This window comes from Micromonospora sp. NPDC005291 (assembly GCF_040607415.1).
Lineage (GTDB): Bacteria > Actinomycetota > Actinomycetes > Mycobacteriales > Micromonosporaceae > Micromonospora.
Genome location: NZ_JBEXGR010000026.1, coordinates 16,280 through 42,620 on the forward strand (window position 1 = coordinate 16,280; position 26,341 = coordinate 42,620).

Annotated in this window: 25 protein-coding genes and 1 pseudogene; 6 read left to right on the plus strand and 20 right to left on the minus strand. The window is 71.9% G+C overall.

Going from position 1 to position 26,341, the window contains the following annotated elements:
- Positions 1 to 3: 3 nt before the first annotated feature.
- Complete coding sequence (locus ABZT18_RS27240) at positions 4 to 1,224, minus strand: MFS transporter (RefSeq protein ID WP_354996883.1); 1,221 nt, start codon at positions 1,222 to 1,224, stop codon at positions 4 to 6.
- Positions 1,225 to 1,278: 54 nt separating this feature from the next.
- On the opposite strand from ABZT18_RS27240, the gene ABZT18_RS27245 reads away from it, so the two are divergent.
- Positions 1,279 to 1,737, plus strand: coding sequence for a MarR family transcriptional regulator (locus ABZT18_RS27245; RefSeq protein ID WP_354996882.1), 459 nt, complete (start codon positions 1,279 to 1,281; stop codon positions 1,735 to 1,737).
- Between the two features lie 179 nt (positions 1,738 to 1,916).
- On the opposite strand, the gene mctP is transcribed toward ABZT18_RS27245, so the two are convergent.
- The 7 genes from mctP to ABZT18_RS27280 form a co-directional block, all read right to left on the minus strand.
- Positions 1,917 to 3,566, minus strand: a complete 1,650-nt coding sequence (mctP, locus tag ABZT18_RS27250; RefSeq protein ID WP_354996881.1) for a monocarboxylate uptake permease MctP — start codon at positions 3,564 to 3,566, stop codon at positions 1,917 to 1,919.
- A 58-nt stretch (positions 3,567 to 3,624) separates the two neighbouring features.
- Positions 3,625 to 3,867, minus strand: coding sequence for a DUF3311 domain-containing protein (locus ABZT18_RS27255; RefSeq protein WP_354996880.1), 243 nt, complete (start codon positions 3,865 to 3,867; stop codon positions 3,625 to 3,627).
- Between the two features lie 199 nt (positions 3,868 to 4,066).
- A complete protein-coding gene (locus ABZT18_RS27260; RefSeq protein WP_354996879.1) occupies positions 4,067 to 5,230 on the minus strand; it encodes a bifunctional RNase H/acid phosphatase in 1,164 nt (387 codons plus the stop codon).
- A gap of 3 nt (positions 5,231 to 5,233) precedes the next feature.
- The gene (locus ABZT18_RS27265) at positions 5,234 to 5,971 is read right to left on the minus strand and encodes a C4-type zinc ribbon domain-containing protein (RefSeq protein WP_354996878.1); all 738 of its coding nucleotides are present in this window, start codon (positions 5,969 to 5,971) and stop codon (positions 5,234 to 5,236) included.
- On the minus strand, positions 5,961 to 6,833 hold the full coding sequence (locus ABZT18_RS27270; RefSeq protein ID WP_354996877.1) for a Nif3-like dinuclear metal center hexameric protein: 873 nt from the start codon (positions 6,831 to 6,833) through the stop codon (positions 5,961 to 5,963). Before ABZT18_RS27270 ends, ABZT18_RS27265 begins: the two co-directional genes overlap by 11 nt.
- 82 nt (positions 6,834 to 6,915) lie before the next feature.
- Positions 6,916 to 7,488, minus strand: coding sequence for a flavoprotein (locus tag ABZT18_RS27275; RefSeq protein ID WP_354996876.1), 573 nt, complete (start codon positions 7,486 to 7,488; stop codon positions 6,916 to 6,918).
- 16 nt (positions 7,489 to 7,504) lie between these two features.
- A complete protein-coding gene (locus tag ABZT18_RS27280) occupies positions 7,505 to 8,734 on the minus strand; it encodes a helix-turn-helix domain-containing protein (RefSeq protein ID WP_354996875.1) in 1,230 nt (409 codons plus the stop codon).
- A 249-nt stretch (positions 8,735 to 8,983) separates the two neighbouring features.
- Between ABZT18_RS27280 and ABZT18_RS27285 the strand changes: the two genes are divergently transcribed.
- The gene (locus ABZT18_RS27285) at positions 8,984 to 9,655 is read left to right on the plus strand and encodes a bifunctional DNA primase/polymerase (RefSeq protein WP_354996920.1); all 672 of its coding nucleotides are present in this window, start codon (positions 8,984 to 8,986) and stop codon (positions 9,653 to 9,655) included.
- Between the two features lie 365 nt (positions 9,656 to 10,020).
- Here the strand turns inward: ABZT18_RS27285 and ABZT18_RS27290 are convergent, their stop codons facing one another.
- Genes ABZT18_RS27290 through ABZT18_RS27310 form a run of 5 tightly spaced genes read right to left on the minus strand, consistent with a single transcriptional unit; the run spans position 10,021 to position 16,310 of the window.
- Positions 10,021 to 10,743: an FAD:protein FMN transferase gene (locus ABZT18_RS27290; protein ID WP_354996919.1), complete on the minus strand. Its 723-nt coding sequence runs from the start codon at positions 10,741 to 10,743 to the stop codon at positions 10,021 to 10,023.
- 49 nt (positions 10,744 to 10,792) lie between these two features.
- A complete protein-coding gene (locus tag ABZT18_RS27295; protein WP_354996874.1) occupies positions 10,793 to 11,395 on the minus strand; it encodes an FMN-binding protein in 603 nt (200 codons plus the stop codon).
- 12 nt (positions 11,396 to 11,407) lie between these two features.
- Positions 11,408 to 12,826 carry a ferredoxin reductase family protein gene (locus ABZT18_RS27300; RefSeq protein WP_354996873.1) on the minus strand — a complete coding sequence of 473 codons (1,419 nt, stop codon included), beginning with the start codon at positions 12,824 to 12,826 and terminating at the stop codon, positions 11,408 to 11,410.
- Positions 12,823 to 14,205: a DUF1501 domain-containing protein gene (locus tag ABZT18_RS27305; protein WP_354996872.1), complete on the minus strand. Its 1,383-nt coding sequence runs from the start codon at positions 14,203 to 14,205 to the stop codon at positions 12,823 to 12,825. Before ABZT18_RS27305 ends, ABZT18_RS27300 begins: the two co-directional genes overlap by 4 nt.
- 8 nt (positions 14,206 to 14,213) lie before the next feature.
- Positions 14,214 to 16,310: a DUF1800 family protein gene (locus ABZT18_RS27310; protein ID WP_354996871.1), complete on the minus strand. Its 2,097-nt coding sequence runs from the start codon at positions 16,308 to 16,310 to the stop codon at positions 14,214 to 14,216.
- Positions 16,311 to 16,741: 431 nt separating this feature from the next.
- Between ABZT18_RS27310 and ABZT18_RS27315 the strand changes: the two genes are divergently transcribed.
- Entirely contained in the window at positions 16,742 to 16,999 is a 258-nt protein-coding gene (locus ABZT18_RS27315; RefSeq protein ID WP_354996870.1) for a DUF3040 domain-containing protein, read from the plus strand.
- Between the two features lie 7 nt (positions 17,000 to 17,006).
- Here the strand turns inward: ABZT18_RS27315 and ABZT18_RS27320 are convergent, their stop codons facing one another.
- The 3 genes from ABZT18_RS27320 to ABZT18_RS27330 all read right to left on the minus strand — a co-directional run bounded on the left by ABZT18_RS27320 (position 17,007) and on the right by ABZT18_RS27330 (position 21,824).
- The gene (locus ABZT18_RS27320; RefSeq protein WP_354996869.1) at positions 17,007 to 17,915 is read right to left on the minus strand and encodes an SWIM zinc finger family protein; all 909 of its coding nucleotides are present in this window, start codon (positions 17,913 to 17,915) and stop codon (positions 17,007 to 17,009) included.
- Between the two features lie 20 nt (positions 17,916 to 17,935).
- Positions 17,936 to 21,229, minus strand: a complete 3,294-nt coding sequence (locus tag ABZT18_RS27325; RefSeq protein ID WP_355252837.1) for a DEAD/DEAH box helicase — start codon at positions 21,227 to 21,229, stop codon at positions 17,936 to 17,938.
- A 76-nt stretch (positions 21,230 to 21,305) separates the two neighbouring features.
- Entirely contained in the window at positions 21,306 to 21,824 is a 519-nt protein-coding gene (locus tag ABZT18_RS27330; RefSeq protein WP_354996867.1) for a DinB family protein, read from the minus strand.
- A gap of 83 nt (positions 21,825 to 21,907) precedes the next feature.
- On the opposite strand from ABZT18_RS27330, the gene ABZT18_RS27335 reads away from it, so the two are divergent.
- A complete protein-coding gene (locus ABZT18_RS27335) occupies positions 21,908 to 22,114 on the plus strand; it encodes a hypothetical protein (protein ID WP_030488784.1) in 207 nt (68 codons plus the stop codon).
- Positions 22,115 to 22,122: 8 nt separating this feature from the next.
- Here ABZT18_RS27335 and ABZT18_RS27340 read toward each other — a convergent pair whose 3' ends face one another.
- The 3 genes and pseudogenes from ABZT18_RS27340 to ABZT18_RS27350 form a co-directional block, all read right to left on the minus strand.
- Positions 22,123 to 23,265 (minus strand): polysaccharide pyruvyl transferase family protein, encoded by a 1,143-nt coding sequence (locus ABZT18_RS27340; protein ID WP_354996866.1) that lies wholly within the window; start codon positions 23,263 to 23,265, stop codon positions 22,123 to 22,125.
- A 103-nt stretch (positions 23,266 to 23,368) separates the two neighbouring features.
- A pseudogene (locus ABZT18_RS27345) lies at positions 23,369 to 23,512 on the minus strand (N-acetyltransferase); the annotation flags it as partial.
- Between the two features lie 11 nt (positions 23,513 to 23,523).
- Complete coding sequence (locus tag ABZT18_RS27350; protein WP_355252840.1) at positions 23,524 to 23,676, minus strand: hypothetical protein; 153 nt, start codon at positions 23,674 to 23,676, stop codon at positions 23,524 to 23,526.
- 156 nt (positions 23,677 to 23,832) lie between these two features.
- On the opposite strand from ABZT18_RS27350, the gene ABZT18_RS27355 reads away from it, so the two are divergent.
- Positions 23,833 to 24,753: a phosphotransferase gene (locus ABZT18_RS27355; protein WP_354996864.1), complete on the plus strand. Its 921-nt coding sequence runs from the start codon at positions 23,833 to 23,835 to the stop codon at positions 24,751 to 24,753.
- 9 nt (positions 24,754 to 24,762) lie between these two features.
- On the opposite strand, the gene ABZT18_RS27360 is transcribed toward ABZT18_RS27355, so the two are convergent.
- Positions 24,763 to 25,392, minus strand: coding sequence for an HAD-IA family hydrolase (locus tag ABZT18_RS27360; protein ID WP_354996863.1), 630 nt, complete (start codon positions 25,390 to 25,392; stop codon positions 24,763 to 24,765).
- Positions 25,393 to 25,589: 197 nt separating this feature from the next.
- Here ABZT18_RS27360 and ABZT18_RS27365 point away from each other — a divergent pair, with 197 nt between their 5' ends.
- Positions 25,590 to 26,336, plus strand: a complete 747-nt coding sequence (locus ABZT18_RS27365; RefSeq protein WP_354996862.1) for a 3-oxoacyl-ACP reductase family protein — start codon at positions 25,590 to 25,592, stop codon at positions 26,334 to 26,336.
- Positions 26,337 to 26,341 lie beyond the last annotated feature (5 nt).

Below are 26,341 nucleotides of genomic sequence, written 5' to 3' on the forward strand. Positions count from 1 at the left end.
CGGTCAGTACGTCTCGATCGGCTCGTGCTCCGCGCTGGAGGCGGCTCGGTTCCGGCGGGACCAGAGCACCCGCTCGCCGTAGCCGGCGGCCATCAGGTGCGCGAAGGCCAGGTAGACCAGGACGCCGACGGCGAGCACTCCGAAGCCGACCCAGAACGGCAGCGCCAGCGAGTGCTCGGCGAGCTTGCCGGAGATGATCGGTGCCGGCGCGGCGGCGCCCCACCGGACCAGGTTGAACGCACCGGTGGCGACCCGGCGGTCGCTGGAGCCGAGGCCGAGCGCCAGGTCGGTGAGGTTGGCGTTTGCCAGCCCCATGCACAGGCCGGAGAGCACCAGCACCACGAGCGCCTCGGCGGTGCTGGTGGAGGTGGCGAAGAGGACCATGCAGACCAGCAGCCCGGCGATGGCCACGCCGACGGTCTGCACGGCTCCGATCCGGTGGGCCAGTCGGTGGCCGATCACCAGGATGCCGGCGGCCAGGCCGAGCCCCCAGCCGGTGAACGCCAGCCCGAGCGGGATGACGTCCAGGCCCAGGAAGAGTGGCGTGTAGCCGAGCACCACGAAGAACACGAAGTTGTACGTGCCGGTCACCACGCAGAGCGCGATGAACGCCGGGCGGCGGTAGGTGGCGAAGATCTGGCCGATGCGTACCGGGGCCTGCCGGTTGGTGGGCTCGCGGAGCTTGCGGGTGGCCACGCCGAGGGCGAGGACCATGAACACGCCGCAGACGAAGAACGGCAGCCGCCAGCTGATCCCGCCGAGCAGGCCGCCGATCAGCGGGCCGACGGCGAAGCCGAGGCCAAGGGCGGTCTCGAAGAGGCCGACCACCCATTCCCGGTCGACGGCCAGGTTGACCAGCACCACCATGGCGGTGGCGAAGAACATGGCGTTACCCAGCCCCCAGACGCCGCGCAGCACGGACAGCTGCACGATGTTGTTGCTGAACGAGGCGAGGATCGCGGCCAGGCCGACCACGGAGACGCCGGTGAGGAGCACCGGCTTGAAGCCGAACCGGCCGCTGGCCAGCGTCGCCGGGATCATGCCGAGGGCCATGACCGCGATGTACGCGGTGAAGAGCAGCTCGACCTGCCAGGCGGTGACCCCGATCGCGTCGCCGATGGCCGGCAGGATCGGGTCGACGACGGCGATGCCGGCGATGGCGAGGAAGGCCACCAGCGTGGTGGCGTAGATGGCACTGCGGTTCGGTTCGGAACGCCGATCCACTTCGACTCCCCAGTTAGCTGTATCATGCAGGTACTTATCCTGTATCGTACAGCTATGAACGACGACCACGAGATCACCCTCGGCCGGATCGAAACCGAGGTGGCGCTGCTGATGCGCTTCGGCGAGGCCACCCGGCGGGCCACCGGCACCGCCGAGCACCGGGTGCTCGACCGGGCGGCGTACGTGATCCTGCGTCACCTGGACAGCGCCGGCCCGCAGAACGTCTCCGCGCTCGCCGCCCGGCTCAACCTGGACGGCTCGACCGTGACCCGGCAGGTGTCCGCACTTCAGCGGGACGGCCTGATCACCCGCAACCCGGACCCGACCGACGGACGGGGCACGGTCATCTCCCCCACCGCCGCTGGCCTGCAACGGATGGCCGCGGTGCGGGCCGCGCGGACGCGGCTCTACGGCGAGATGCTCGGCGACTGGCCCGCCGATGACCGAAAGACCCTAGCGGTGTTGCTACACCGCCTCAACAAGGCCCTAGAGTCCCGCAACCGCCCCCACTAACCACCCGCGCCCCACACCACCCCCACCCCCCACCCCGCGCCCGCGCCGCGCGCCCCACACCCCGCGTCGATCTAGGGCAAATCGTTGCTCAGGGAGATCAACTAGCGACTATTTGCCCTAGATCGACGGGGAGCGGGGGTGGGGCGAGGGCGGGGGCGGGACGGGGGGTGGGGGGTGGGTTAGGCGACCGGTTCGCGGGCCGGGTCTGCGTTGCTCTCGGCGCCTGGGGTGACACGGGGGTCGCCCTCGTCGGCGAAGTAGTCGTCGGGCGTGGTGCCGTCGACGCCCTCGGCCACCTTCGCGGCCCGCAGCGCCAGCGTCACCAGCGCCGCGACGGCCAGGTTGACCGCCACCGCCACGATGCCGACGTAGATCGTCCTGGTGGTGTCGAAGCCGAACTCCGACAGCGGGAACGCCGAGCCGCCGAAGTGCTTCCGGGTCGGGCTGGCCACCTGGTAGAGCATCCACATGCCCAGGCCCATGCCGGCCACCCAGCCGACGATCAGCCCGGTGCGGTGGAACCAGCGGGTGTAGAGGCCCAGCGCCACGGCCGGCAGGGTCTGCAGGATGATCACGCCACCGATCAGCTGAAGATCGATGGAGAACTGCGGGTCGAGGAAGACGATGCAGGCCACGGCGCCGACCTTCACCACCAGCGAGGTGATCTTCGAGACGTTGGCCTCCTGGGCCGGGGAGGCGTCCCGCTTCAGATACTCCTTGTAGATGTTGCGGGTGAACAGGTTCGCCGCCGCGATCGACATGATCGCCGCCGGCACCAGCGCGCCGATGCCGATCGCCGCGTACGCCACACCGGCGAACCAGTCCGGGAACTGCTGGTCGAAGAGCAGCGGCACGATGGTGTTGTTGTCCACGCTGCCGGCTGACGCCCCCGGCAGGGGCTTCACGCCCGCCGCGATGGCCATGTAACCCAACAGCGCGATCAGCCCGAGCAGCAGGCTGTACGCCGGCAGCGCCGACATGTTCCGCTTGATCACGTCGCGGCTCCGGCTGGCCAGCACACCGGTGATGCTGTGCGGGTAGAGGAAGAGCGCCAAAGCCGACCCGAGCGCCAGCGTGACGTACTGGAGCTGGTTGTTGCCGTTGAGCAGGATGCCGTCGTTCGGGTTGGGCGAGGCGTCGAACTTCGCGTCCGCGGCGGCGAAGATGTCACCCCAGCCGCCCAACTTGTACGGCAGGTAGATGATCGCCACCAGGATGACGATGTAGATCAGGATGTCCTTGACGAACGCGATCAGCGCCGGCGCGCGCAGGCCCGACTGGTACGTGTAGGCGGCCAGGATGGCGAACGCGATGATGATCGGCAGGTGCCGGGCCAGCACGTTGTCGCCGGTGACTCCCATCGTCTTGAGCACCGCCTCGATGCCGACCAACTGCAACGCGATGTACGGCATGGTGGCGACGATGCCGGTGATCGCGATCAGCAGCGCCAGCACCGGCGAGTCGAACCGCTTGCGCACGAAGTCGGCCGGCGTGACGAACCCGTGCCGGTGCGACACCGACCAGAGCCGGACCAACACCAGGAAGACCAACGGATAGATCACGATGGTGTACGGCACGGCGAAGAACCCGGCCGCCCCGGCTCCGAACATCAGCGCCGGCACCGCCACAAAGGTGTACGCCGTGTAGAGGTCACCGCCGACCAGGAACCAGGTGATCCAGCCGCCGAAGCTGCGCCCACCCAGCCCCCACTCGTCCAGGTGCGCCATGTCCTTCGGTGCCCGCCAGCGGGCGGCCACGAAGCCCATCCCGCTGACCAGGAGGAACAGCAGGGAGAAGACGATGATCTCGGTGAGATGGTCGCGCCACATCACTGCACCACCTTCGTTCGCGACTGCGGGGCTCGCAGACCCGGCTCACTCCTCGCGCTCACTGGCCACCCCGCTTCTTCGTCATCTGGTACACCAACGTCGTGGTGGCGACGCCGAGCAGGATGTACGCCAGTTGCAGCCAGTAGTAGCGCGGGAACCCGAAGATCCGGGGCGAGTCGCCGTTGAAGAAGGCCGGGATCAGCGGCACCACGATGGGGATGAAGAGCAACCAGTTCCAGGGGCTGTGGTCCTTCGCCCTGGTTGGCGCCGTGGTCGGCGCCTCCGGTTCCGGTGCAGCCATCTGACACACCTCCGGGGAGTCGTGGCTCTCGATGTAACGGCCGGAGGCTACGACTTTGTGACGGCCGTCACGCGGCCCGGAAGGCGAATCGTGCGCCGAGCGGTGATTACGGTGCGCCGAATGACGAGCCGCCGGGGCAGCAGGCTCGGCCGGCGGAGGACGCGACGAGCCGGTGGACCTCACCCACCGCCAGCAGCGATCAGAGCGCGGCGAGGTGGGCGGTGTCGTTGACCGTGCGGACGGCGACGCCGCCGTCGGGCCACATGTCGAGCAGCGAGATGCCGGCCGCGTCCAGGAAGAGCCGGTGCAGGAACCCGTCGCCGGCGGCGAGCGCGTCGCGCAGCACCAGCTTGATCGGCGAGACGTGCGAGACGACCACCACGGTCTCACCGGGGTACGCGGTGAGCAGCCCGGCTATCACGCGGTGGGCGCGTTCGGCGACGTGCGTGAACGACTCCCCGCCCGGCGGGGCGATCCGGGGTGAGGCGAGCCAGGCGTCCATCTCTCCCGGCCACTGCTGGCGCACCTCGGCGAAGGTGCGCCCCTCCCACTGGCCGAAGTCGCACTCGATCAGGTCGTCCTCGGTGCGGACCGGCACGTCACCGAGCGCCCCGGCGATCGCCGCTGCGGTAGCCGTACACCGGGACAGCGGTGAGCTGAGCACGGCCGCGACGGACGGGGCCAGCGCGGCCACCCGGGCGCCGGTGGCCCTGGCCTGAGCCCGGCCACTCTCGGAGAGCGGCACGTCGCCGCGGCCGGAGTAGCGCCGCTGCTCGGTGTACTCGGTCTCGCCGTGCCGGACCAGGATCAGCCGGGTGGCGGTGAAGCTCGGTCGCGGCTCCCACGAGGCGGGCGCGGTCGCCGGGTCGCTGCCGGTGGCGGGCGTCGCCGGAGCCTGGCCGGTGGCCAGAGCCGCAGGGCGGCCGGGGGCCGGGGGCGCCGGGGGGCGACCGGCGGCGGCGTCCATCGCGGCGTTGGCCAGCGCGTCGGCGTGCCGGTTCTGCTCGCGGGGAATCCAGGTGAACCGCACCGCGGCGAACCGGCCCACCAGCCCGGCGGCCTGGGCGGCGAGGGGTCGCAGGCCGGGGTGTTTGATCTGCCACCGGCCGCTCATCTGCTCGACCACCAGCTTGGAGTCCATCCGGACGTCCACCTCGGCGGCACCCAGCTCGGCGGCGGCGGTCAACCCGGCGATCAGCCCCTGGTACTCGGCGACGTTGTTGGTCGCCGTGCCGAGCGACTCGGAGCGCTCGCCGAGCACCTCACCGGTCTCCGAGTCGCGTACGACCGCGCCGTAGCCGGCCGGGCCCGGGTTGCCCCGCGACCCGCCGTCGGCCTCGATGACGACCACGCGCGGCGCCACGACCTACAGACCCGACTCGTTGGTGCGGACCATGATCCGTCGGCAGTCCTCGCAGCGGACCACGTCGTCCGGGGCGGTCTTGCGAATCCGGGCCAGGTCGGCACCGGAGAGCTCCAACCGGCACCCGCCGCAGCGGCCCGCGGTGAGCAGCGCGGCACCCAGCCCGGTGTCCTCGCGGATCTTCTCGTAGAGGGTGACCAGGTCACCCGGAAGGTCGGCGGCGAGCGGCTGACGGGCCCCCCGCTTGAACTCCTCCTCCTTGGCGATCTCGGCCATCGCGGCGTCGCGGCGCTGCTCGGTCGCGGCCCGCTTGTCCCGGGTGTCGGCCAGCCGCTGCTCCACGCCGTCCAGTACGCCCTGCGCGGTCTCCCGCTGCTCCATCAGCTCCAGCTCGGCGTCCTCCAGGTCGCCCTGGCGCCGGTTCAGCGAGACCAGCTCGTGCTGGAGCGCCTCCAGCTCCCGGGCCGGGCCGGTGCCGGCGGCCAGCCGGTTCTCGTCCTTCTCCTTACGGGCCCGGACCTGCTCGACGTCCTTCTCCAGTCGGGTGATGTCCCGGTCCAGGTCGTCGACCGCCACCTGGGCGCGGACGCGCTCGTCCTCCAGTGACGACAACTCCCGGGCCAGCGACTCCAGCTCGGCCCGCTCGGGCAGCGAACGCCGGCGGTGGGCGAGCTGGGCGAGGTTGGTGTCGATCGCCTGGAGGTCGAGCAGGCGGCGCTGCACCTGAGGGTCAGCCTTCACGGTCGGGCTCCTTGTCGTCCACAACGGGTGCGGCGGCGTGCACGGTCCACGGGTCGGTGTCCAGGTCGGACACCAGCGTCTCGACGCCCAGTGCCTCCCGTAGGAGGGCGGCCAGGTCGTCCAGCCACGGTCGTTCGGTCGCCCAGTGGGCGGCGTCGATCAGGGCGGGACCATCGGCGGCGAGGTGCTCGCCGGCCGGGTGGTGCCGCAGGTCGGCGGTGAGGAACGCGTCCACCCCGGCGGCGGTCGCGGCGCCGAGGAAGCTGTCCCCCGACCCGCCGCTGACGGCGAGGGTACGAACCATACGCCCGGGGTCCCCCGCGGCGCGAACTCCCCAGGACGTGACGGGGAGCACGGCGGCGGCGTGCCGGGTCAGCTCGGCGAGGGTCATCGGCTGGGGCAGCTCGCCGATCCGACCGAACCCCCGGTCGTCGCCCTGGGCGGGCGAGGAGGGCGCGGGCCGCTGCAGCGGGCGCAGCCCGGTCAGCCCGAACCGGGCGGCGAGGGCGTCGGAGACGCCCGGGGAGGCCACGTCGGCGTTGGTGTGCGCCGCGTAGAGCGCCACCCCGGCCCGGATGAGCTGGTGGATGATCCGCCCCTTGAAGGTCGTCGGAGCGACCGTCGAGACCCCGCGCAGCAGCAGCGGGTGATGCGAAACGATCATGTCCACGTCGGCGGCCAGCGCTTCGGCGACCGTCTCGGGCACCACGTCGACCACACAGAGCACCCGTCGGACCGGGGCGGCCGGCTCGCCGAGCACCAGACCCACGCGGTCCCACTCCTCGGCCCAGACCGGCGGATAGCGCCGTTCCAGCTCCGTGACCACGTCGGTCACCGTGGGGGCGGATCGGCTTATGCTCACGGCGGGCCAGCTTACCGGCGCGGGGGCCGCCGAGCGGTGACGCCCGGCCCGGCCGCGCCGGGTGTAAGCCCGGTCGCGAGCGTTAGGCCGCGCTCCAGGAGACGCTTTGCAGCGCGGCCAGCGGCATCGCCCACGGGAAGGCGTGCAGGTGCTGCTCCCCCGTTCCCGGCGGATGCAGGGCGATCACGTGATCACCGAAGAGCACCGTGACGCCCCACTCGGCCAGCCGGGCCATCCCGGCACGGAACGCCGGGTGGGAGGCCATCGCGGCGTTGGTGTACGGCACCGCCACGATGGGGACGCCCTTGCCCTGCGCCTCGACCAGCAGCCCGAGCGCGAGGGTGTCGGTGATCCCGGCCGCCCACTTGTTGACCGTGTTGACGGTGGCCGGGCAGACGATCATGGCGTCGGCGGGCGGCAACACGTCCGGGTCACCGGGATTCTTGTAGTGCGTCCGTACCGGGTGGCCGGTCTGCCGGATCAGGGCCGACTGGTCGATGAACTTGACCCCGTCCGGCGTGGCGACCACGCAGACGTCCCAACCATCCTCTTGGGCAAGGTCGACCAGACGACCGACGTGCCGTGCCAGCGGCGAACCGCAGGCGATGACGTAGAGCACCTCGCGATGCCCGCTGCTGTGCGGTGAACCGGCCATCAAACCGGCTCCGCGCTCATACCCCTACTCCCATGTGCTCAGCCAACTCCGCTACCGGAGAAGGCGGCGCACCACGTGTGCGACGAAGGATGTCCGACATCACCTCGTGCGCGATCGGCCGGCAACGGATCTCCGACGGAGCGAGCCGATCACCAAGCAGCAGCATCTCGCCGGCGTTCGCCACGTCGCCGATCTGGGCGTACCCGCGGGCGATGTCGAGCAGGTGGTGGGCGCGGCGTTCGGGCAGCAGCGCGTTGAACGAGGGCTCCGCGATGCGCAGCTGGTGCACCTCCACGGCCCGGCCCCCGTCGCCCAGCTCCACCGCGGCGGCGGCACGGTGCAGCTCGACATTGGTCGGGCCGAACGACGTCCAGTAATGGTTGTGGTCACCGCCGAGCAGGGTGGCGGCCTCCTGCGCACAGTTGATCAGGTCATCGACGCTGGCCGAGTCGCCGATGCGGGACGCGGCCATCGCGCCCTGGAGCAGCAACATTCCGTAGACGGAGAGCCGAGCCGGGGAGATCTCGTTGCTCCCGCCCGGTGCCAGCCGGTTGGCGATCTGGACGTTCAGCTCCAGCGCGGGACGGGCCCGACCCATCGCGACCAGGGCGTTGCACACCCGGGTGGTGGCGATGCCGGCCAGCAGCGGGTCGTCGGCCCGCTGGGCCACCGCCATCGACCGGTCCGCGGCCAACCAGGCCAGCTCGCACTCGCCGAGCTTGCGCAGCACCGAGGAGGCGATCTGGTAGACCTGCCCGAGCAGGTGCGCCGCCTCGGCGGCCTGCTCACCGCCGTACGCGGCGTCGGCCGCCTGGGCGTCGCGCAGCAGCTTGGGCAGCGCCCGGGTGAGCATCCCGTAGCGGCCGTACTGGTAGGTGAGCCAGGCGTGGTTGACGGCCTTGCGCATGCCGTCCAGCGGCGGCGGGCAGGGTGCCGCGTCGAAGTACGCGCTCATCGAGTCGTAGCGTTCCAGCGCCGCCCGGATCTCCTGCACCTCGACCTGGTCGATGCAGTTCAGCGCGTCGGTGCGGCGCTCGGGATCCTTGCCCATGAGGAGTTGCACGTCTACCTGGAGGATGTCGGCGATCTCGTAGAGGACCGAGAACTTGTCCAACCGGCGGACGCCGCGTTCGACCTTGTCCACCCAGCTCTTGGACTTGCCCAACCGATCGGCGAAGACCTGCTGCGACATCTTGCGGCGCCCCCGCCAATAGGCCACTCGCCGTCCTATGGGTAGCTCGTCCATCTCCCCATCCCTCCCCTGCCGCCGGCGACCCATCGGGTCGGGGCGATCTCCGCGGGTGCGGCGGCCGTCGTTCGTCTTCAGGTTTTCGCTGGTCGCACACGATGTACGTCAGCCGTACAGCCAGTCCTCGTACTTTTCGTGCAAGTTGCACGGGCCGTTCGTCAACCTCAACGATCGTGGGTTACGGCAGTGACGGTGCTCGAACTGCGACCTGGCATTCGCCGGGCCACACGAGGGGAGATGGCACACATGTGGGGGAACGTCGCACCGCGCGTCGCCGAACTGTCGCCGCTGGAACGGGTCCGGCTGCGCCGGGTCGCCATGCGGTACGCCGCACACGGTTGGGAGGTCACCCCGGGGGCCTGTCTGGCCCGCAGCCGCTTCGTCTGCGGGCGGGCCGGCTGTCCCACCGTGGGTTGCCACCCCGCCCTGGAGAACTGGGAGTTGGCTGCCAGCGCCGACCCGGCCCGGGTGGCCACCTGGTGGCGCAACCGTCCACACGGGGTGCTGCTGCCCACCGGCCGGGCCTTCGACGTGCTGGAGGTGCCCGCCCACCTCGGCCGGCACGTGCTCGACGCGGTGCAGATCCACCCGGCCGGCACCGGCGTACGCGGCCCGGTGCTGGTCACCCCCACCGGGCGGTGGATGTTCCTGGTCCGTCCCGGCGATCCGCTCCGGCCCGAGTTGGAGCACTGCTTCCACGTGGTCCGGCACGGGCCGGGCTCGTGGATCCCCGCGCCGCCCACCCGACTGCCGGAGGGGACGGTCCGCTGGGCGGTCGCCCCCGAGCAGGCCCGCTGGCAACTTCCAGATTCGTACCTCGTGCAGAACACGTTGATCGGGGCGCTGCGCGCCACGGGGGTGACGCTCGCCCCCGACCTGCTCCCCGGTCACCTGCCACTGCCCCGACGAGGCATGTGAGACAGCCCGGGCCGACGATTCCATCCGGTGCCCGACAGCGTCGCCGGGGCGCCGGTCCTCGTTGACAGGGGGACGGCGCGAACGCGCGCCACGAACGGGGGAACGATGTCCACGGACGACAGAGCGGCTCATCCCGGCGGCACCGAACCGCCCCGGCGCAGCCACCCACGGCACCGGTGGGCCGGCACCCGGCCGTCCGGCTCGCGCCCCGGCCGTCCACGCCCCACCGGCTCCCGGCCCGCCGGCACCAACCGCCCGCTCCGCTAGCCCGTCACTTCCCTCCGCGATCTTGCACTGCCTGTCCCGACAATCGCCGCTTTCGGGACAAACGAGCGGCCGAAACTGCACGATCGCGGGGATGGGGATCAGCTCGTCAGCGGGAGGCCGGCGGAGTGGTACTGGCGTGCTTCGTCGGTTACTACGGCGTGGGTGTGGTGCTCCTGGCGGTCCAGCCAGCCCAGGCCGGTGACCCCCATGGCGAGGGCAGCCGTGGCATACGCGTCGGCCACCCCGAGGTCGGTGCCGACCACGGTGACCGAGCGCAGCCCGGCGGCCGGCACCCTCCGGCGCGGGTCCACCACGTGCCGGCCCCGCTCGTAGACGCCGGACGTGGCGACGGCCAGGTCGGTGCCGGCGAGCACCAGGCAGGTCGCCATCGGTTCCCACGGATGCCGGATGCCGATCCGCCACGGCTCCCCCGACGGGGAAAAGCCGCGCACCCGCACATCGCCGCCGGCGTTCACACAGTGGTTCGCGGCCCCGGCGGCGAGCAGACGATCCGAGGCGACCTGGGCCGCCCAGCCCTTGACGAACCCGGACGGGTCGAGCCGACCGGTAGCGTACGCGTCGAAGAACCCGTCGGTGGCACCCCACAGGTCGGCGCAGGCCTCCAGCACGAACCGCAGGTCCGCGGACGCCTCGGAGAGCAGCACCTCGCCCCGGTCGAAGCGGCACACCTCGCTGTCCGGCTTGTACGTGCTGAACCGCGCGTCCACCTCGCGCATCCAGGCGAAGACCTGGTCGGCCAACTCACGCAGGGTCGCCGGTGGCAGGTCGTCGGCGAGGTCCAGGGTGATCGCCGTACCCATGATCTGCTCGACCCGGCACAGCCCGGGTCGGGTCATCGCGGCTGGCACGTCAGAACGCCTGCTCGATGGCGGCCCGCAGGGACTGCCTGTAGGAGTTGCTGGTCTCGGTGGCACCGGAGACGGTGTCGACGTTGGCGCTCTGCTTCTGCACCACCTCGCCGCCGGTGCCGTCGTACTTGAGGCGGACGTCGCCGCTGTGGATGTCGGACTCGCCCCCGCTGGGCAGCAACAGCGCGACGGCCTCGATGATCCGGCTACCGGAGACGACGATCTGCACCTGAACAGTCCCGTATTTGTCGGCCGTGACCACCGGGGGTCCGGTGACCCGGCGGGTGCTCGGCTGGGGTGCCTTGCTGGTGGTCCGAGGTGCGGTGGGGGCCTTCGCCGTGGTGCGGGTGCCGGACGGGCGGGCGGTGGTCCTGCTCGGCGTGGGCGACACGGGAGCGTCGGCGCTTCCCGACGGCTTCGGCGTCGCGCCCGCCGGACCGGCGTCCGGGTCGACGCTCGGGTCGACAGCCTGCGGGGTGGGGACGACCCCCTCGGCCGTTGGCAGGTCCTGGGCGACCGGCGTGGTGCCCGGTGAACCCTTGAGCACCACCAGCGCGGTGGTGCTGGCGGCCAGGCCGGTGATCGCGAGCAATGCGCGACGCATGGAATGCCCTTCCTACAACTCGAACGTGGCCAGGTGGATCTGCCGGCGAGGCACACCGGCTCGGCGCAGCGCGCGCACCGACTGCTCCACCAGCCCGGGCGGCCCGCACAGGTAGACGTCGCGCCGGGCCACGTCGGGCACCAGTTGACGCAACCCGTCCGGGCTCATCAGCTGACGGGGGCCGGGGTCGTCGCGGGAGCCGATGACGTACCAGACGGAGGTGTCGCGCTCCTGAGCCAACCAGTCCAGCTCACGGCTGAGCAGCACGTCGGCCGGGGTACGGGCCCGGTAGATCAGGGCGGCGCCCGGCGGCAACTCCTCCAGCATGGCCCGGATCGGGGTGATGCCGCTGCCGCCGGCGATCAGCAGCGCCCGCTCGCGGACCCGGTGCGCGGCGGTGAAGGTGCCCGACGGGCCCTGCGCCCAGACCCGGGTGCCCGGGTCCAGGTCGCGCAGGTCGGCGGTATGCGTGCCGACGACCTTGACGGTGAGACGCAGCCAACGGCCGTTCGCCGCCGCGGAGACGGAGAACGGGTGTGACTGCCACCAGCAGCCGCGGGTGAGGAAGCGCCAGCGGAAGTACTGGCCACCGAGCATCGCCAGCCGGTCCAGCCGCTTGCCGGTCAGGTAGATGGAGATGGTGTCCGTGCTCTCGGCGACCACGTCGGCGACGCGCAGCCGGTACCGCAGGTTGAACGCCAGCGGAGCGATCACCCGACCCCAGAGCAGGGCGGCGACCACCAGCAGGTAGAGCGCGATCCAACCGGTGCGTACCGGACCGGGTTTGTACAACTGCGCGCCGTGGGTGAACTGGTGACCGAAGCCGAGCAGCAGCACCAGGTAGCTGGACAGGTGCAGCGCGTGCCACAGCTCGTAGGGCAGCGCCCGCCGGATCGCCCGGATGCTGCTGAACCCGACCAGCATCATGATGCCGACGGCGACGAACGCCGACACCATGTCCTCGTAGTCACCGAGCAGCGTGCCGACCTCGGCGAGGACCGACTGGTTACGCAGGTCCGCGTAGCCGACGAGGATCAGCGACATGTGCGCCAGCACGGCGACCAGCAGGGTGGCACCGATGTCGCGGTGCCAGCGGGCCATCTGCTCGCCGCCGATCCACCGCTCCAGCACCGGCAGCCGGCTCATCATCAGCACCTGCACCAGCAGCAGGTAGCCGGCGATCAGGCCGCTGATTCGGCCCGCCGCGGTGACGGTGGCCGCGGTGCTCCGCATCGAACCGGCGGGGGTGCCCAGCCACCACGGCAGCACGCTGGCGAGCAGGCCGACCAGGAGCAGCGCGGCCAGCAACCGCCGGCCGCCAGGTCCGCGCCGGGCCGGGATCTGCGGGGATACGGGCGCAGCCGACCGGCCGCCGTGCCAGGACGAGGTCCCGGTACGACGGCCGGCGGCGTGGGTGTGCGAATGCGTCACGCGTACAGCTTCATCGGGGCGTACTTCTGGCGGGGGAAGACCTTGTCGACCTCCGCGTTGGTGAGCCCGAACCGACCCTGCGCCACTGCGCCGTAGACGTTGAACATGTTGTTGTACTCCGGCACGTCACCGGAGTCCAGCTTGTCCAGGCCGTTCCAGGTGCCGAGCAGCGAGCCGGCCAGCTTCTTGCCGGACAGCAGGGTGACCACCCCGCCGTGCCCGTGGTCGGTGCCGCCGCCGTTGGAGCCGACCCGGCGGCCGAACTCGCTGGACACCATGATCGTCACGTCGGCGGCCTGCGGGCCGAGGTCGGTGAAGAACGCGGCCATGGCGCTGGCCAACTCGTTCAACCGGCGGTGCAGTTGGCCGCCCTCACGGGTGCCCTGGTTCTCGTGGGTGTCGTAGCCACCCATGCCGACGGTGGCGACCCGGACGTTGGCGCCGCCCTTGATCAGTTGGGCGAGTTGCTGGAACGCGTTGCCGACGCCCTCGTACTTGACGCCCTCGGCGGGCTGGTACGGCTTGGCGGCGAGCTTCTGGGCGGTGGCCAGCGCGCCCATGCCCTCCTGCACGGCCTCCTCGACCGGGTGGTTGATCCCGGTGAAGAGTCCCTTGATGGCCTTCTCGGTGGCAGCCCGGAACCGCTCGTCGCCGTTGAGCCGCAGCGAGCCGACGTTGTTCAGCGAGAGCGCGCCGTTGTTGCCGACCAGCGAGCGCGGCAGCGTGCTGCCGATGCCGACGCTGCGGAACGCGGTGCCCTTGCCGAGGTTGTCGACCAGACCATCCAGCCAACCCCGGCCGCCGGTCTCGTTGGGCAGCCCGCCCAGGTTGCAGGCGTCCGCGGCCTGGAAGTGGCTGCGCGACAGCCGCTCGTCGGAGACCGCTGGGATGAAGCCCAGCTGACCGGCCGTGAGCCACTTCTCCAGCGGCTTGAACGCGCTGGTCAGCTTGAAGCCGCGGCCCAGGGCCAGCGAGTCGTTGCCGAGTAGCAGGTCGGGGCGGGCCTTGGCGAGCACCGCGTCGTTGTCCGGCGCGATCAGGCTCAGCCCGTCCAGCCCGCCGTAGAGGAAGACGTGGATCAGGGTGCCGGTCTTGGTCGCCGCGAACGACGCCGAGGTGGTGACGAACTGGGCGGTGGCCAGGGCGGTGGCGGTGGCCGCGGCACCGGCGACGAAGGTCCGTCGCGTGACGCCTCGGCCGTCCTGCTGGGCCTCCTCCAGGTTCTCCAGGGTGCGGTAGCGGTCGAACTCGGCGGCGTTCTCGGCGGCGACGATGTCCGCCTCCGCGCGCAGGAACGCCTCGGCCGGGTTGTCGGCCAGCCGCCGCGCGTCGGGGCATTCGGGGTGCAGGGGGAAAGAGTTGTACACAGTCTTCTCCATCGGGTGCCTCACCGGAGGTGGTGCTGGGGGGAAGCGAGGATCGCCCGCGCGACGGCGGTGATGGCCCCGTTGAACGTGGCGTCGACCTTGGCGGTCGCCGAAACACCGGCCACGCCGAGGATCAGGTTCTTCTCCCGCGTGCTCAGCTTCTGGCCCACCAGCCGCAGGGAGAGGGCGTCCACGTACGCCCCGGCGGTGGCCGGCGGCTTGCCGACCAGCTTCTCCGGTGCCGTGTACGTGAAGGCGGTGCGGTAGCCGGCGAGGATCTCGCCCGCCTCGTTCCAGCCGTTGACCATGGTGCCGGCCGACGTCCAGGCGATGTAGACGTCCGGGTAGCCGTCCGGGGTGGGCTGACCCATCGGGTAGTGGCCCAGCTCGCGCAGCTTGTCGTGGATCTGCCGCAGGCCCCGGGCGTACGGGGTGCGCTTGTTGTCGCCGTTGTTGTCGGTCGGCGACGGATCCGGCGAGACGCCCAGGGTGCGGTACGTGGCGACGATGTACTCCATCGGCCGGCGCACCTTCTGGCCCACACCGGCCCAGAACTCCGAGGAGCAGAACAACGCCATCAACACGGGCTTGATCATGCCCTTGTTGGTGGTGTACGTCTTGGCCAGCCGGTCCACCAGGGACTTCGGCGGGGTGTCCGAGACGAACCGGGTCGCCAGGCTCTGCGCCACGTACTTCGCGGTCGAGGGGTGCATCGCGATGTAGGTGATGTACGCGTCGATCGCCGCTTCGGCCTTCTTCGGGTCCGCCGAGTTGTTCGGGTGGCTGAAGCCGAGGATCTTCACCTTGCCGACGTAGTGCTGCTCGGGCCGGAAGACGTACTTGCCCTTGTCGTCGACGCCGCGCCCGGTCTGCAGCATGGCCGCCTGCCGGACGTCCGGCTCCTTGTAGCCGCCATCGACGCCAACCGAGTAGAGCTCGAGGTTCTCCCGGGCGAGGTTCTCGTTGATCGCGTCCTTGCGGGAGTCCTTCTGGTTCAGGTAGATCAGCAGCGCGGGGTGCTTGTTCGCGGCGACCAGCATCTCGGGGTAGCTGCCCAGCGCGTGCTGGCGCACGACGTCCTGGTCGAACGAGTTGCGGTACACCTCGCCGCCGTCGAAGTCCGCGGCGACGTGCAGGAAGTCGTTCCAGAAGTCGACCATCACCTCGAACAGCTGGCGCTTGGACCAGATCTGTCGGGCGATGGTGGCGTCGACCATCTCGCGTTCCGGCTGGGCACCCTGTTCGTTGAGCTTGTCCCGCTGGTCGCGCAGCTGCTGCACGGTGAGTTTCTGGGTGGGCAGCTCGGCGAGCTTCAGCTCGGCCTTGCTCGGCTCGAGCTTGTCCGGGTCCAGCTGGGCGCGGATCCAGGCGTCGATGCCCTGCTTCTTGATGTCGGAGACCACCGAGGGCGTCGCCCCGAAGGTGGTGCGCCGGGCCAGGTGCAGGATCGGGTCCTTGGCCAGCACCGTCTTCACGGTCACCTGGGTCGCCGCCGCGGCCGCGGCGGGGCCGGAGAAGGTCCGTCCACCGGTCGGCGCGTTCTTCTTCAGCGCCTCGCCGGCCCGGGAGCCCATGTAGCTTTCGTTCTGCTCGGTGTAGGTACGCACCGTGCTGGGCTGCTGGCCGCTGGGCCGCGCCGCGGTGCCGTCGGTCACCGTGCTGCCGGTCGCGTCGCCGGCCGCCTCGTCGCCGAAGAGGCCGCGGAACTGCGGGGTCATGGCAAGCGCGGCGCCACCGGCGACGACGGCAGCGGTGCCACCGAGGGCCACCATGGCCTTGCGCCGGCCGACCTTGCGACCCGGTTCGTCGTCATCGTCCAGCGTGGGCAGTCCGGTGCCGGCGGGCCGCGCCGGGGCCGGACGGCCGAGACCTTCCGGGCCGACCCACTGCGGTCCGCGCGGGGCGGGGGCGGGCTGTCCGGTGTGCGCGTAACCGTCGCCGTACTGCTCACGCGGGTCGGCCTGCGCCGGGTGGCCGCCCTGGTAGGGGTGGGGCGAGTCGTACCCGTAGGGCGTCGATGCGTTGGGGTCGCTGTAACCGTCCGCGCTGTGGTGCTGGCGTCCGTCCCAACCGCGGTCGTCCCGCGGTCGACGTGGTGGCACATTCTGGTCGGCCATGTACCAATCCCGATTTCTGATGAGCGCCGAAAGCTGCGACCGGGCAGGTGCGGCAGGTGCGGCGACTGTTGCCTGAGGGGGTTGCTACGGCAAAGTAACCAAGGCCCCAGGGGCCTTCAAGGTGGGCCGAACACCCTCCTGAGGTCACTTAAGACAGCGCTCAGTGCGGCAACGGCGACAGGCGGCGGGCCGGGGACGTACGCGGACTCTCCCATCAGGGCGTACGCGCGGCAGCCGGGCACGGATCGGACCACGCCGCCCTACGCGACACTTTCCGCGCCGTTCGCCACCACAGGCAAACTTAAGGTTCAGGTAAGCCGGACATGAGACTCCCTCGCGCGAAGGAAAAGTAGCAGCAGCGGGCGAGCGTGAGCCGCCGCCGCAACGGGTATGCCGCCGAACCGCTGGACGCGTGAGGGGAAGGCAGCGCCATGCTCAGCAAAGAGGATCAGCGCAGGTTCGACCAGATCACCCGTCAGCTCCGGGAGAGTGACCCGGCCTTCTTCGCCCGGATGGACCACCGGGTCCGGGCCCGCAGGGGCCGCTATCTGATGTTGTTGACCATCGTGCTGTGGGCGTCGCTGCCTGCGATAGCCGTGTTCGCCGGTCGGCTGACCGGTGCGATCTGCGCGGTGGTGCTGGTGGCCAACGCCGCGATCATGTGGCGGTTCCGCCGCCGGTGGACGTGACGGCGGCTCACCGGTCGGCCGGGCCGAACGCCCGGTACGCGCGGCGCAGCCGTTCGAGCAGGCCCGGCCCACCGATGGCCGGGGCTGGCGCTCCGAGCTGGCGCAGCAGCAGGTCGGGGCCGGTCACCAGTCGGGGCGGCCGATCTGGCAGCGGCACCGGCGGCAACCAGAACCGGTCTGCCGCCGCTGCCAGCGGAGTCGCCGACAGCCCAGCGAGCGCACGGGCCGCGCCGACCGGCGCGACAACGTCCACCGCAGACCCGTAACCGTCCGGTTCGGACGGTGGGTCGACCGGTTCGGATGACGGGGCGGCACCGGTGGTCTCGGCCCGCCGGGCGCGGAGCTCATCGAGCAGCTCCGCGCGGGACCGGCCGCGCCAGTGCAGCAGCTCGAACGGGTCCGCGTCGAACGCCTCGGCCAACAGGTAGAACGTCGCCGCGAGGTGCTTGCACGGCACCGCGAAGTCGGGGCAGTTGCACCGCTGGGTCAGCTCGTCCACGCCGGCCGGGAAGAGCGGTGCGCCGGCGGCGACGAACAGCTCCTCCAGCTCGTCGGGGAGGTCCCCGGCGAGCAGCCGGGCGCTGAAGAACGCCTGCCCGGCCAACTCCGTCTCGATCCGGGACCAGAGCGCGGCCGGGAACGGCTTCAGCGCGATGGACGCCTGGTACGGCTGCGGCCGGGAGCCCTGCACCACCGCGTTGACCCGTCCGGGTGTGATGTCGAGCGTGAGCACCTGACCGGCCCGTGCGTACGACCGACCCCGGGTCAGCCGGGTACCGAGCGCGAACGACTCCAGCACCTCCAGGAAACGCCGGGACCACCAGGACTGGCCGATCGCGCCCCGGGCGCTGCGTGCCCGCAGACCCCCGTCGACCCGGCGGGGGCGCCCGTAGTCGGCGAACCGGTCCGTACTCACGCCAGCGCTCCGCTCGCTCACTACTCCACCACCGCCCCGGCCTCCAGGGCGAACAGCTCACGCAGCTGCCCGGTGGACAACTCGGTGATCCACTGTTCGCCGGTGCCGACCACCCGCTCGGCGAGGTTGCGCTTGTCCGCGATCATCGCGGCCACCTTCTCCTCCACGGTGCCGGCGCAGACGAACTTGCGGACCTGCACCCGTCGGCGCTGCCCGATCCGGAAGGCCCGGTCGGTGGCCTGGTCCTCCACGGCCGGGTTCCACCACCGGTCCACGTGCACCACGTGATTGGCGGCGGTCAGGGTGAGGCCCGTGCCACCGGCCTTGAGGGAGAGCACGAACAGCGGTGGCCCGTCCGCCGACTGGAAGCGCTGCACCATGGCGTCCCGCTCGGCCTTGCCGAGCCCGCCGTGCAGGAACAGCACCTCCCGGCCGAACCGCGCCGACAGGTGGCCGCGCAGCATCGCGCCGAATTCGGCGTACTGCGTGAACAGCAGCGCCCGTTCCCCCGCCGCCAGCACCTCCTCCAGGATCTCGGTCAGCCGGGCCAGCTTGCCGGAGCGGCCCTCCAGCGCAGAGCCGTCGCGGAGCAGCTGGGCAGGGTGATTGCAGACCTGCTTGAGCCGGGTCATGGTGGCCAGCACCAGGCCGCGGCGCTCGATGCCGTCGCTGGTCTCGATCCGGGTGAGCATGTCGTCGACCACCACCCGGTACAGGGCGGCCTGCTCGGCGGTGAGGTTGCAGAGCACCTCCATCTCCAGCTTCTCCGGCAGATCCGAGATGATCGACGAGTCGGTCTTGAGCCGGCGCAACACGAACGGGCCGGTGATTCGGCGGAGCCGCTCGGCGGCCTCGGCGTCGCCGTGTCGCTCGATCGGCTCGGCGAAGCGCTTGCGGAATGTCGCGGCCGGCCCGAGGAGGCCCGGGTTGGCGAACTGCATGATCGACCAGAGGTCGGCGAGCCGGTTCTCCACCGGCGTACCGGTCACCGCCACCCGCTGCCGGGCGGGCAGCGCACGGACCGCCTCGGCCTGCCGGGTCGACGCGTTCTTGATCGCCTGCGCCTCGTCCACCACCACCCGGTGCCAGTCGATGCCGGCCAGGTCGACGGCGTCGCGGGCCGCCACCGAGTAGGTGGTGAGGACCAGGTCCGCGCCGTGCGCCGCCGCCGTGAACTCCGCCCCCCGCGCACGCTCCGCCCCATGGTGTACGTGCACACGCAGCCCCGGGGTGAACCGCGCCGCCTCCCGCTGCCAGTTGCCGACCAGCGACATCGGACAGACCAGCAGGGTCGGTCCGGCCTCCGGCGGGTCCCCGGCGAGCAGCGCGAGTAGCTGCACGGTCTTGCCCAGCCCCATGTCGTCGGCGAGCACACCACCCAGGCCGAGCGAACGCAGGAAAGCCAGCCAGGCCAACCCCCGCTGCTGGTACGGGCGCAGCGTCCCCTGGAAGCCCGGCGGCGGGTCCATCGGGGTGAGCCGTCGTTCGACCGCACCGGCGAGCAGGTCGCCCAGTGCCCCGTCGGCGGTCACCTCCAGCACCGGTAGCGCGCCGGTGGCCTCGCCGTCGGCCAGCCCTAGGCGGAGCAGGTCGACGACGGTCAGCTCGCCGGCAGAGCGGAGCAGGCGTAGACCGGCGGCGAGCCGCCCCGGGTCCAGCTCCACCCACCGGCCACGCAGCCGCACCAGCGGGGTCTTCATCTCGGCCAGCGCCGCCAACTCCTCGGCGGACAACGGCTGGTCACCGAGCGCGATCTCCCAGCGGTAGTCGACCAGGGCGTCCAAACCAACACCGGCGTCGGCACCACCCACCGTGCCGGGCGCGGTGCGGCTGCGGGCGCGCAGACGGGCGCCGAGCCGCGCCGACGGGCGCTGCCACCAGGAGGGCAGCAGCACCCCGAAACCAGCAGCGTGCAGCACCGGGGCGCCCTCGCTGAGAAACCGGTGGGCCCCCTCGACGTCAAGCTCCATCGCCTCAGGGGCGGCGGTGCGCAGCGCGGCGTCCAGGTCGGGCCAGAGCCGGCTGGCCCGGCCCAACTCGGCGAGCAGGGTCTCCTGCGGGCTGGTCGCACGGCCGGCGAGGCCGCCGAGCGTCTGCGGCGCCCGCCAGACCTGACCGGCGTCGACGTGCAGACCGGGCTCGTCGGCCGCCTGCAACCCGAACTCCAGCCGCCAACGCCCGCCACCGGTCGGCTCCACCGGCGCCGGCACGCTGTCGGCCGGCACGCTGTCGGCCGGCGCCGGGCGGGTGGCCAGGATCGGTTCGGTGACCTCGTCGGGGGCCGGTTCCACCAGGCGGAAACTGGCCCGCACCGGGCCACCGGCAGCGTCGCGCTGCCAGACGTCCAGCTCGGCCTGGAGGGTGGCCAACGCCGCCGGGTCGACGGTGAAGTCACGCTGAGGGCCGGCGAGCGCGGCCAACCAGGCCGGCGCCGGGCCGCCCGGCCGCAGCCCTCGGGCCAGGGTGGTGGTCGCCAGGGCAGCCCGCGCGGCGGCGTCGGTCAGCGCGTCGAGCGCATCCGCGACCAACTCGGCGGCGCTCAGCTCGGTGCCGGCCGGACCGATGGTCGGTGGGGCGATGGCGGCCGGCACGACGGCAGCTCGGGCGGCTGGTGGCAGGGCCAGCGCCAGCGACCGCGCCCAGCCCGCGTCGGTGCCGGTCAGCAGCGGACGCCAGACCGCCCGCGCCGGCACCTGCACGTCAGCGCCCGCCAGCGCTAAGCCCGACGCCGCCGTCGCGGCATCGCCGGACATCCCGGAAGCAGCATCACCGGGCATCCGGGAAGCAGGATCGTCGGCCATCCGGGAGGCGGCATCGCCGGACATCCGGGAACCCACCGTCGTGCGGACGCCGGGGAGCACGCGGCCACGGGTCACCAGGTCGGCGGCGAAGTCGGCCAACTCGGCGAGGTGACGCAGGGTGGCCCCGGGCACCGCCGGGAGTTCGTCCAGGGCGCGCAGCAGCGACAGCGCGTCGTCCGGGGCGTACACCAGCACGGGGACCCGCCAACCGGCCAGGGTGAGCCGGCCGCGGGCCGCGGGTGCGACGGCGGTCCGGATCAGCTCGGGTGAGTCGGTCGGCGCGCCGGCCCGGGTGGGCAGGGTGAGCAGCGCGGTGTCCGGGCGGGCCGGCTCGGCGGCGTCGGCGAGGACGGCGGCCAGGTCGGCGTGCCCTGCCGCGAACGGGTGCGGGCGCTCCCGGGATGCCCGGCCGGCACGGGCCGGTACGGGCGGCGCCGCGCTGTCCTCCGCCCAGACGGCGAGCCCGGTGGTCGAGCCGTCGCCGGGCGACCACAGCCCGTGGATGACCAGCACCTACTCCCCCTCGTCGCCGCCCGCGCCCAGGATAGGCGGCCACGCTGCGCCGAATCGCGGGGTAACCGCGGAAGGCTCAGATCGCGCCGGTCTCGCCGTCGGTCAACTCCCGCAGAATGTCGGCGTGACCGGCGTGCCGGGCCGTCTCCTCGATCAGGTGCACCAGGATCCAGCGCAGCGACACCTCGCCGAGCTGCGGGTGCGGCACCACGTGGTCGAGGTCGAAGCTCGCGGCGACCGCCCGGGACCGGACGCAGGCCCGCTCGTACGCCTCGGCGAGCCCGGCGACGGTGTCCTGCTCGTCGAGCGTGAAGCTCGCCGCCGCGTCCTCAGGCGAGTTCAGGTAGACGTCGCCGGGCTCGGGCGCCAGCAGGGTCGGAAACCAGTTCCGCTCGACCAGGGTCAGGTGCTTGACCAGGCCGGCGAGTGTGGTTGCCGAGGGCACCAGCCGGCGGCCGGCGTCGGCGTCGGACAGACCGCGCAGCTTGCGCAGCAGCACGCCACGGTGAAAGTCGAGGAACGAGTCCAGTACGGTGCGCTCGTCACCGGTGCGGGCGAGCACCGGACCGAGCGTCGGATCGATCGTCTGCTCCATCCGCCGACCCTAGCCACGGACCGGGTCACCCCGCTGCCCCGCTATCCGCTGCGAGGTGCCCGCGCGACAGGCAGGATGGGCGCATGGCTTCATCCGTGCAGATCCTTCTCGTCGGCGGCACGGCGGACGGGCAGACCATCACCGTCGAACTGGACAGCAACGGTCGTCCACCGCTGACCCACCATCACCTCGGCTCGGGTGGGCTTGCCGACGCGCAGATCTACGAGTTGGAGACCGCCCGCGAAGAGGCCCGCGAGTGGCGCTACCGGTGGACCGGCCCGGCGGTGTGACCGCCCGTTCAGACCCGGATGAGGGTCTGGCTGCGCAAGCTCTCCAGCACGCCACGGGTGACCTCCGAGGTGCCCCGCGCCTGCTCGCACACCTCCGCCACCCGTCGGGCGGTGGCCTCGGCGCGCTGCTCCCGCTCGTCCCACAGCCGGTCGACCTCGGCCAGTAGCGGCCCCTCGACCTCCCGTTCCACGCCGCGCAGGGCCGGCACGCCGAGCCGCTGGGCCAGGTCGAAGACCTTGCCGGCGTACGGCAGGGGCAGGAACGGTGTGCCGACCATCGCCGCGAAGATCAGGAAATGCAGGCGCATGCCGACGGCCAGGTCGAAGTGGCGCATCAGCCCGAGCACCTGCTGCGGTGAGTAGGTGCCGTGCAGGATCCGGCCCCGCTCGGCGGCGACCATGTGCGACAGCACCCCGTGGGCGTGCCGGATATCGTCGCGTTCCATCGGCACGAACAGCACGTACGCGTCGATCCGGTGCACCAGGAAGTCGCCGATCTGGGCCAGCAGCCGGTGGTAACCGTCCACGTCGAGGCGTTCGGCGGCCCGCCCCGGCTCCCGCACGCTGATCCCGACCAACCGCTTACCGACCGGCACACCCTCCTCGGCCAGCAGATGGGCTGGGAACTCCTCCGGTTGCAGGAGGAACGCCGGGTCGGCGGTGACCGTGATCGGGTTGAGCAGCCCGGCCTCCTCCAGCACCATCCGGGACTCCTGGTCACGAACGGTCACCTGGGTCGCACCGGCGAGCGTCTCCCGGACCATGCCGGTGTCCACCGAGTCGCTGAGCGGCCCGACCCCCACCGCGTACGTGATCAGGGGCAGGCCCCGCTCCTGCGCGACCCGGACCACCCGCAGGTAGCGGCGGGCCTCCCGGTCGTAGAGGATCCCGCCGCCGCCCAGGATGAGCAGATCGAGCTGAGCCAGGACCAGGGCGGAATCGGTGCGACTGACGCCCTCCCAGGGCACCGCCTCGACGTCCGGGTGGGCGGCCCGGGTGTGCTCGGGGTTACGGGAGAACACGATGATCCGGGCATTCGGCTCCTGCATACGCAGATCGGCGAGCAGGCCGGTGAGGATCGCCTCGTCACCGAGGTTTCGCCCACCGTACGAGCCGAGCACACCGATGGTCAGTCCGGCGCCGTGCGTCATCCGTCGCTCCTCCCCAGGTGCGGTCCGCGCCGGTTTCCCCCTGGGCAGGTGAACAGTCCTGCCGGGGGGACCGTCCTGGGAGGTCGGGGGCCGCGTCGCCGGCTCAGCTCGCCGGGTCGATCCGCTTCGCCATCTGCTGTGCGGTCACCTCGAAGCCCAGACTCCGGTAGAGCCCGATCGCCACGGTGTTCGTACCGAAGACATTAAGGCCCAGCTCGGGCACCCCGAGCCGGGCAAGTTCCGCCTCGATGAGCTGAATCATCCGGCGCGCGTGCCCTCGGCCCCGGTGCGTCGCTCCCGACCCGCCTCCGGCGTCAACCCCCGGTGCGCCGCCAGGTCCTCGGCGTACGCCTGCTCCAGCGGTTTCCGTAACCGGGCCAGGTCCTGGTCGGTCATCGGCGTCAGCTCCACCGGCTCCACCTCTCCGTGTGTCAGCGTCCAGCGGGTAGTGCAGCAGATCCAACCCGACGCCGCCACCCACCCGCCGGGCCCCGGCTCCGGGCCGGCGGAAATGGGTTGTCCGTCGGTGTGGGTGGGCGCAGCGTGGGGGTGGACGGTGGGGGGATCATGACGCGGATCGGGTGGACGGAGCTGCCGGAGCGGGTCCGGGCTTCGGTGCAGGAGATCGTGGGCGACCGGGTGGTGGAGGCGGTGTCCCAGCCGGGTGGCTACTCACCGGGAACCGCGGACCGGGTCCGTACCGCGACCGGCCGACGGGCGTTCGTCAAGGCGGTCAGCCCGGCGCAGAACCCGGACAGCCCGGGCCTGCACCGCGCGGAGGCCCGGACGGCCGCCGCGCTGCCGGCCTCGGCGCCGACGACCCGCCTGCTCGGCTGCCATGACGACGGCGAGTGGGTGGCGCTGGTCTTCTCCGATGTGGACGGCCGGCATCCGGTCACCCCGTGGCGGGCCGACGAGCTGACCCGAGTGCTGAGGTCCCTGGAGGCGATGGCAGCCACGCTCACCCCGAGCCCGGTCCGGCACGTGCCGACCGCCGCCGAGCGGCTGGCCTGGGACTTCGCCGGCTGGCACCGCATCGCCGCCGAGCCACCCGACGGTCTGGACCCGTGGACATGGGCGCACCTGGATCAGCTGCGCGCCGCCGCCGACCAGGGCGTCGCCGCGCTGACCGGTGACACGCTCTGCCACGTGGACGTGCGGGCCGACAACCTACTGGTCGACCCAGCCGGCACGGTCACCGTGGTCGACTGGCCGTGGGCCTGCCGGGGCCCGGCCTGGCTGGACACCGCACTGCTGCTGGTCAACGTCCGGCTGCACGGCGGGCACGACACCGAGGCGCTGCTGCGCCGCCTGCCGCTCACCGCCGGGGTCGACCCGGCCGCGCTCACCGGCGTGTACGCCGGGCTGGCCGGCTTCTTCACCGACGGCGCCCGGCGTCCGCCGCCACCGGGTATTCCGACCGTCCGCGCGTTCCAGCAGGCCCAGGCTGACGCGCTGGTCCCCTGGCTGGCCCAGCGTCTCACCTGACCTTGCTGGTCACCGTGCCGTCGGGGCCGACTCCAACCCGTACGCGAGCTGCGTCAGGTCAGCCAGCCGCAGGTCGCCGTCGAGTCCCTTCAGCGCCGCGGTCATCGCGCCGGCCGCGCGCCCCGCCTGCAGCCCGACCTCGGCGTCCTCGACGACCAGGCACCGTGCTGCGGGCACGTCGAGCAGCGCGGCAGCGCGCAGGTAGCCCTCCGGGTCCGGCTTGCCCGCGCGAACGTCCTCCACCGTGACCAGCAAGGGCGGCTCGATGCCAGCGGCACCGAGCCGGGCCTCCGCCAACCGGACGTCGGCGCTGGTCACCACCGCCCAGGGCAACCCCAGCCGGGCCAGCGTGGCCAACAGTTCGTGGGCACCCGGGGTGGCCGTCACGTCGGACAGGTCGTCGTACTGCAACGCCAACTGACGTGCGGCCGCCGCTGCGACCGCTGGGTCATCGAGCGAGGGCAGTAGCCGGCGAATGGTCTGATCGGCCGGCCTGCCGTGCGCGATCGCCAGCGCTGCCGCCGGCGCGACGGCGTACTCGACGGCCCACCGCTCCCAGGCCCGCTCGACGGCGGCGTCGGAGTCGACCAGGGTGCCATCCATGTCGAACAGCACCGCGCCAATGCTTGCCAGTTCCACGCTCACGCTCCCCCAATACGCTCCGTCACGAGGATAGGGCGCTGCGGATCTGGCCGCCGACCAGGTGCCGCCCTCGCGTCCTGGGCCCAGACCGACAGCACGAAACGGAGCTGGCGGAAATCCGACCTGGAGATGGGAGCGAGGGGTCCGATGGCCGCCAGACGGGGGAACGTGGCGGCGACATGATCGTTTGCATGATGACGACGACGACACTTGACGGCAAGGTCGCCCTGGTGACCGGGGGTTCCCGGGGCATCGGGGCCGGTATCGCCCTGCGTCTTGCCCAGGACGGGGCCGACGTGGCGCTGACCTACCGGCAGAACGCCGAGCAGGCCGCGACCGTGGCAAAGCAGATCGAGGCGCTGGGCCGACGGGCGTTGGTGATCCAGGCCGACGGCGCCGACCCCACGGCCGTACGGGACGCGGTCGACCGGGCGGCCGCCGAGCTGGGCCGGTTGGACATCCTGGTCAACAACGCGGCGGTGTTCCTGGTCGGCGCCATGGGCGACCTCGGCACGGCGGAGCTGGAGCAGACGATCGCAGTGAACGTCCGGGCGCCGTACGTCGCCGTGCAGGCGGCGCTGCGCCACCTGGGCGACGGTGGGCGGATCATCAGCATCGGCAGCAACGTCGGCGAACGGGCGGTGTTCCCCGGGCTGGCTCTCTACTCGATGAGCAAGACCGCTCTGGTCGGGCTGACCCGGGGCCTGGCTCGCGAGCTGGGTTCTCAGGGCATCACCGTCAATCTGGTCAATCCCGGGCCCACGGACACCGACGCCAACCCGGCGGACGGGCCGAACGCGGCGGCCATCGCCGGCTTCACGGCCGTCGGCCGCTTCGCTCGCCCCGCCGACATCGCGGCCACCGTCGCGCACCTGGCCAGCCCGGAGGCCGGCTACGTGACCGGCGCGGTGGTCAACGTGGACGGCGGCTTCACCAGCTGAGACAC

Coding starts and splice junctions, on each gene's coding strand:
- ABZT18_RS27245 (WP_354996882.1), top strand. CDS start 1,279: ATGAACGACGACCACGAGATCACCCTCGGCCGGATCGAAACCGAGGTG.
- ABZT18_RS27355 (WP_354996864.1), top strand. CDS start 23,833: ATGACGCGGATCGGGTGGACGGAGCTGCCGGAGCGGGTCCGGGCTTCG.
- ABZT18_RS27310 (WP_354996871.1), bottom strand. CDS start 16,310: ATGGCCGACCAGAATGTGCCACCACGTCGACCGCGGGACGACCGCGGT.
- ABZT18_RS27330 (WP_354996867.1), bottom strand. CDS start 21,824: ATGGAGCAGACGATCGATCCGACGCTCGGTCCGGTGCTCGCCCGCACC.
- ABZT18_RS27305 (WP_354996872.1), bottom strand. CDS start 14,205: ATGGAGAAGACTGTGTACAACTCTTTCCCCCTGCACCCCGAATGCCCC.
- ABZT18_RS27340 (WP_354996866.1), bottom strand. CDS start 23,265: ATGACGCACGGCGCCGGACTGACCATCGGTGTGCTCGGCTCGTACGGT.
- ABZT18_RS27280 (WP_354996875.1), bottom strand. CDS start 8,734: ATGGACGAGCTACCCATAGGACGGCGAGTGGCCTATTGGCGGGGGCGC.
- ABZT18_RS27275 (WP_354996876.1), bottom strand. CDS start 7,488: ATGGCCGGTTCACCGCACAGCAGCGGGCATCGCGAGGTGCTCTACGTC.
- mctP (WP_354996881.1), bottom strand. CDS start 3,566: ATGTGGCGCGACCATCTCACCGAGATCATCGTCTTCTCCCTGCTGTTC.
- ABZT18_RS27295 (WP_354996874.1), bottom strand. CDS start 11,395: ATGCGTCGCGCATTGCTCGCGATCACCGGCCTGGCCGCCAGCACCACC.
- ABZT18_RS27335 (WP_030488784.1), top strand. CDS start 21,908: ATGGCTTCATCCGTGCAGATCCTTCTCGTCGGCGGCACGGCGGACGGG.
- ABZT18_RS27365 (WP_354996862.1), top strand. CDS start 25,590: ATGACGACGACGACACTTGACGGCAAGGTCGCCCTGGTGACCGGGGGT.
- ABZT18_RS27285 (WP_354996920.1), top strand. CDS start 8,984: ATGTGGGGGAACGTCGCACCGCGCGTCGCCGAACTGTCGCCGCTGGAA.
- ABZT18_RS27255 (WP_354996880.1), bottom strand. CDS start 3,867: ATGGCTGCACCGGAACCGGAGGCGCCGACCACGGCGCCAACCAGGGCG.
- ABZT18_RS27315 (WP_354996870.1), top strand. CDS start 16,742: ATGCTCAGCAAAGAGGATCAGCGCAGGTTCGACCAGATCACCCGTCAG.
- ABZT18_RS27290 (WP_354996919.1), bottom strand. CDS start 10,743: ATGGGTACGGCGATCACCCTGGACCTCGCCGACGACCTGCCACCGGCG.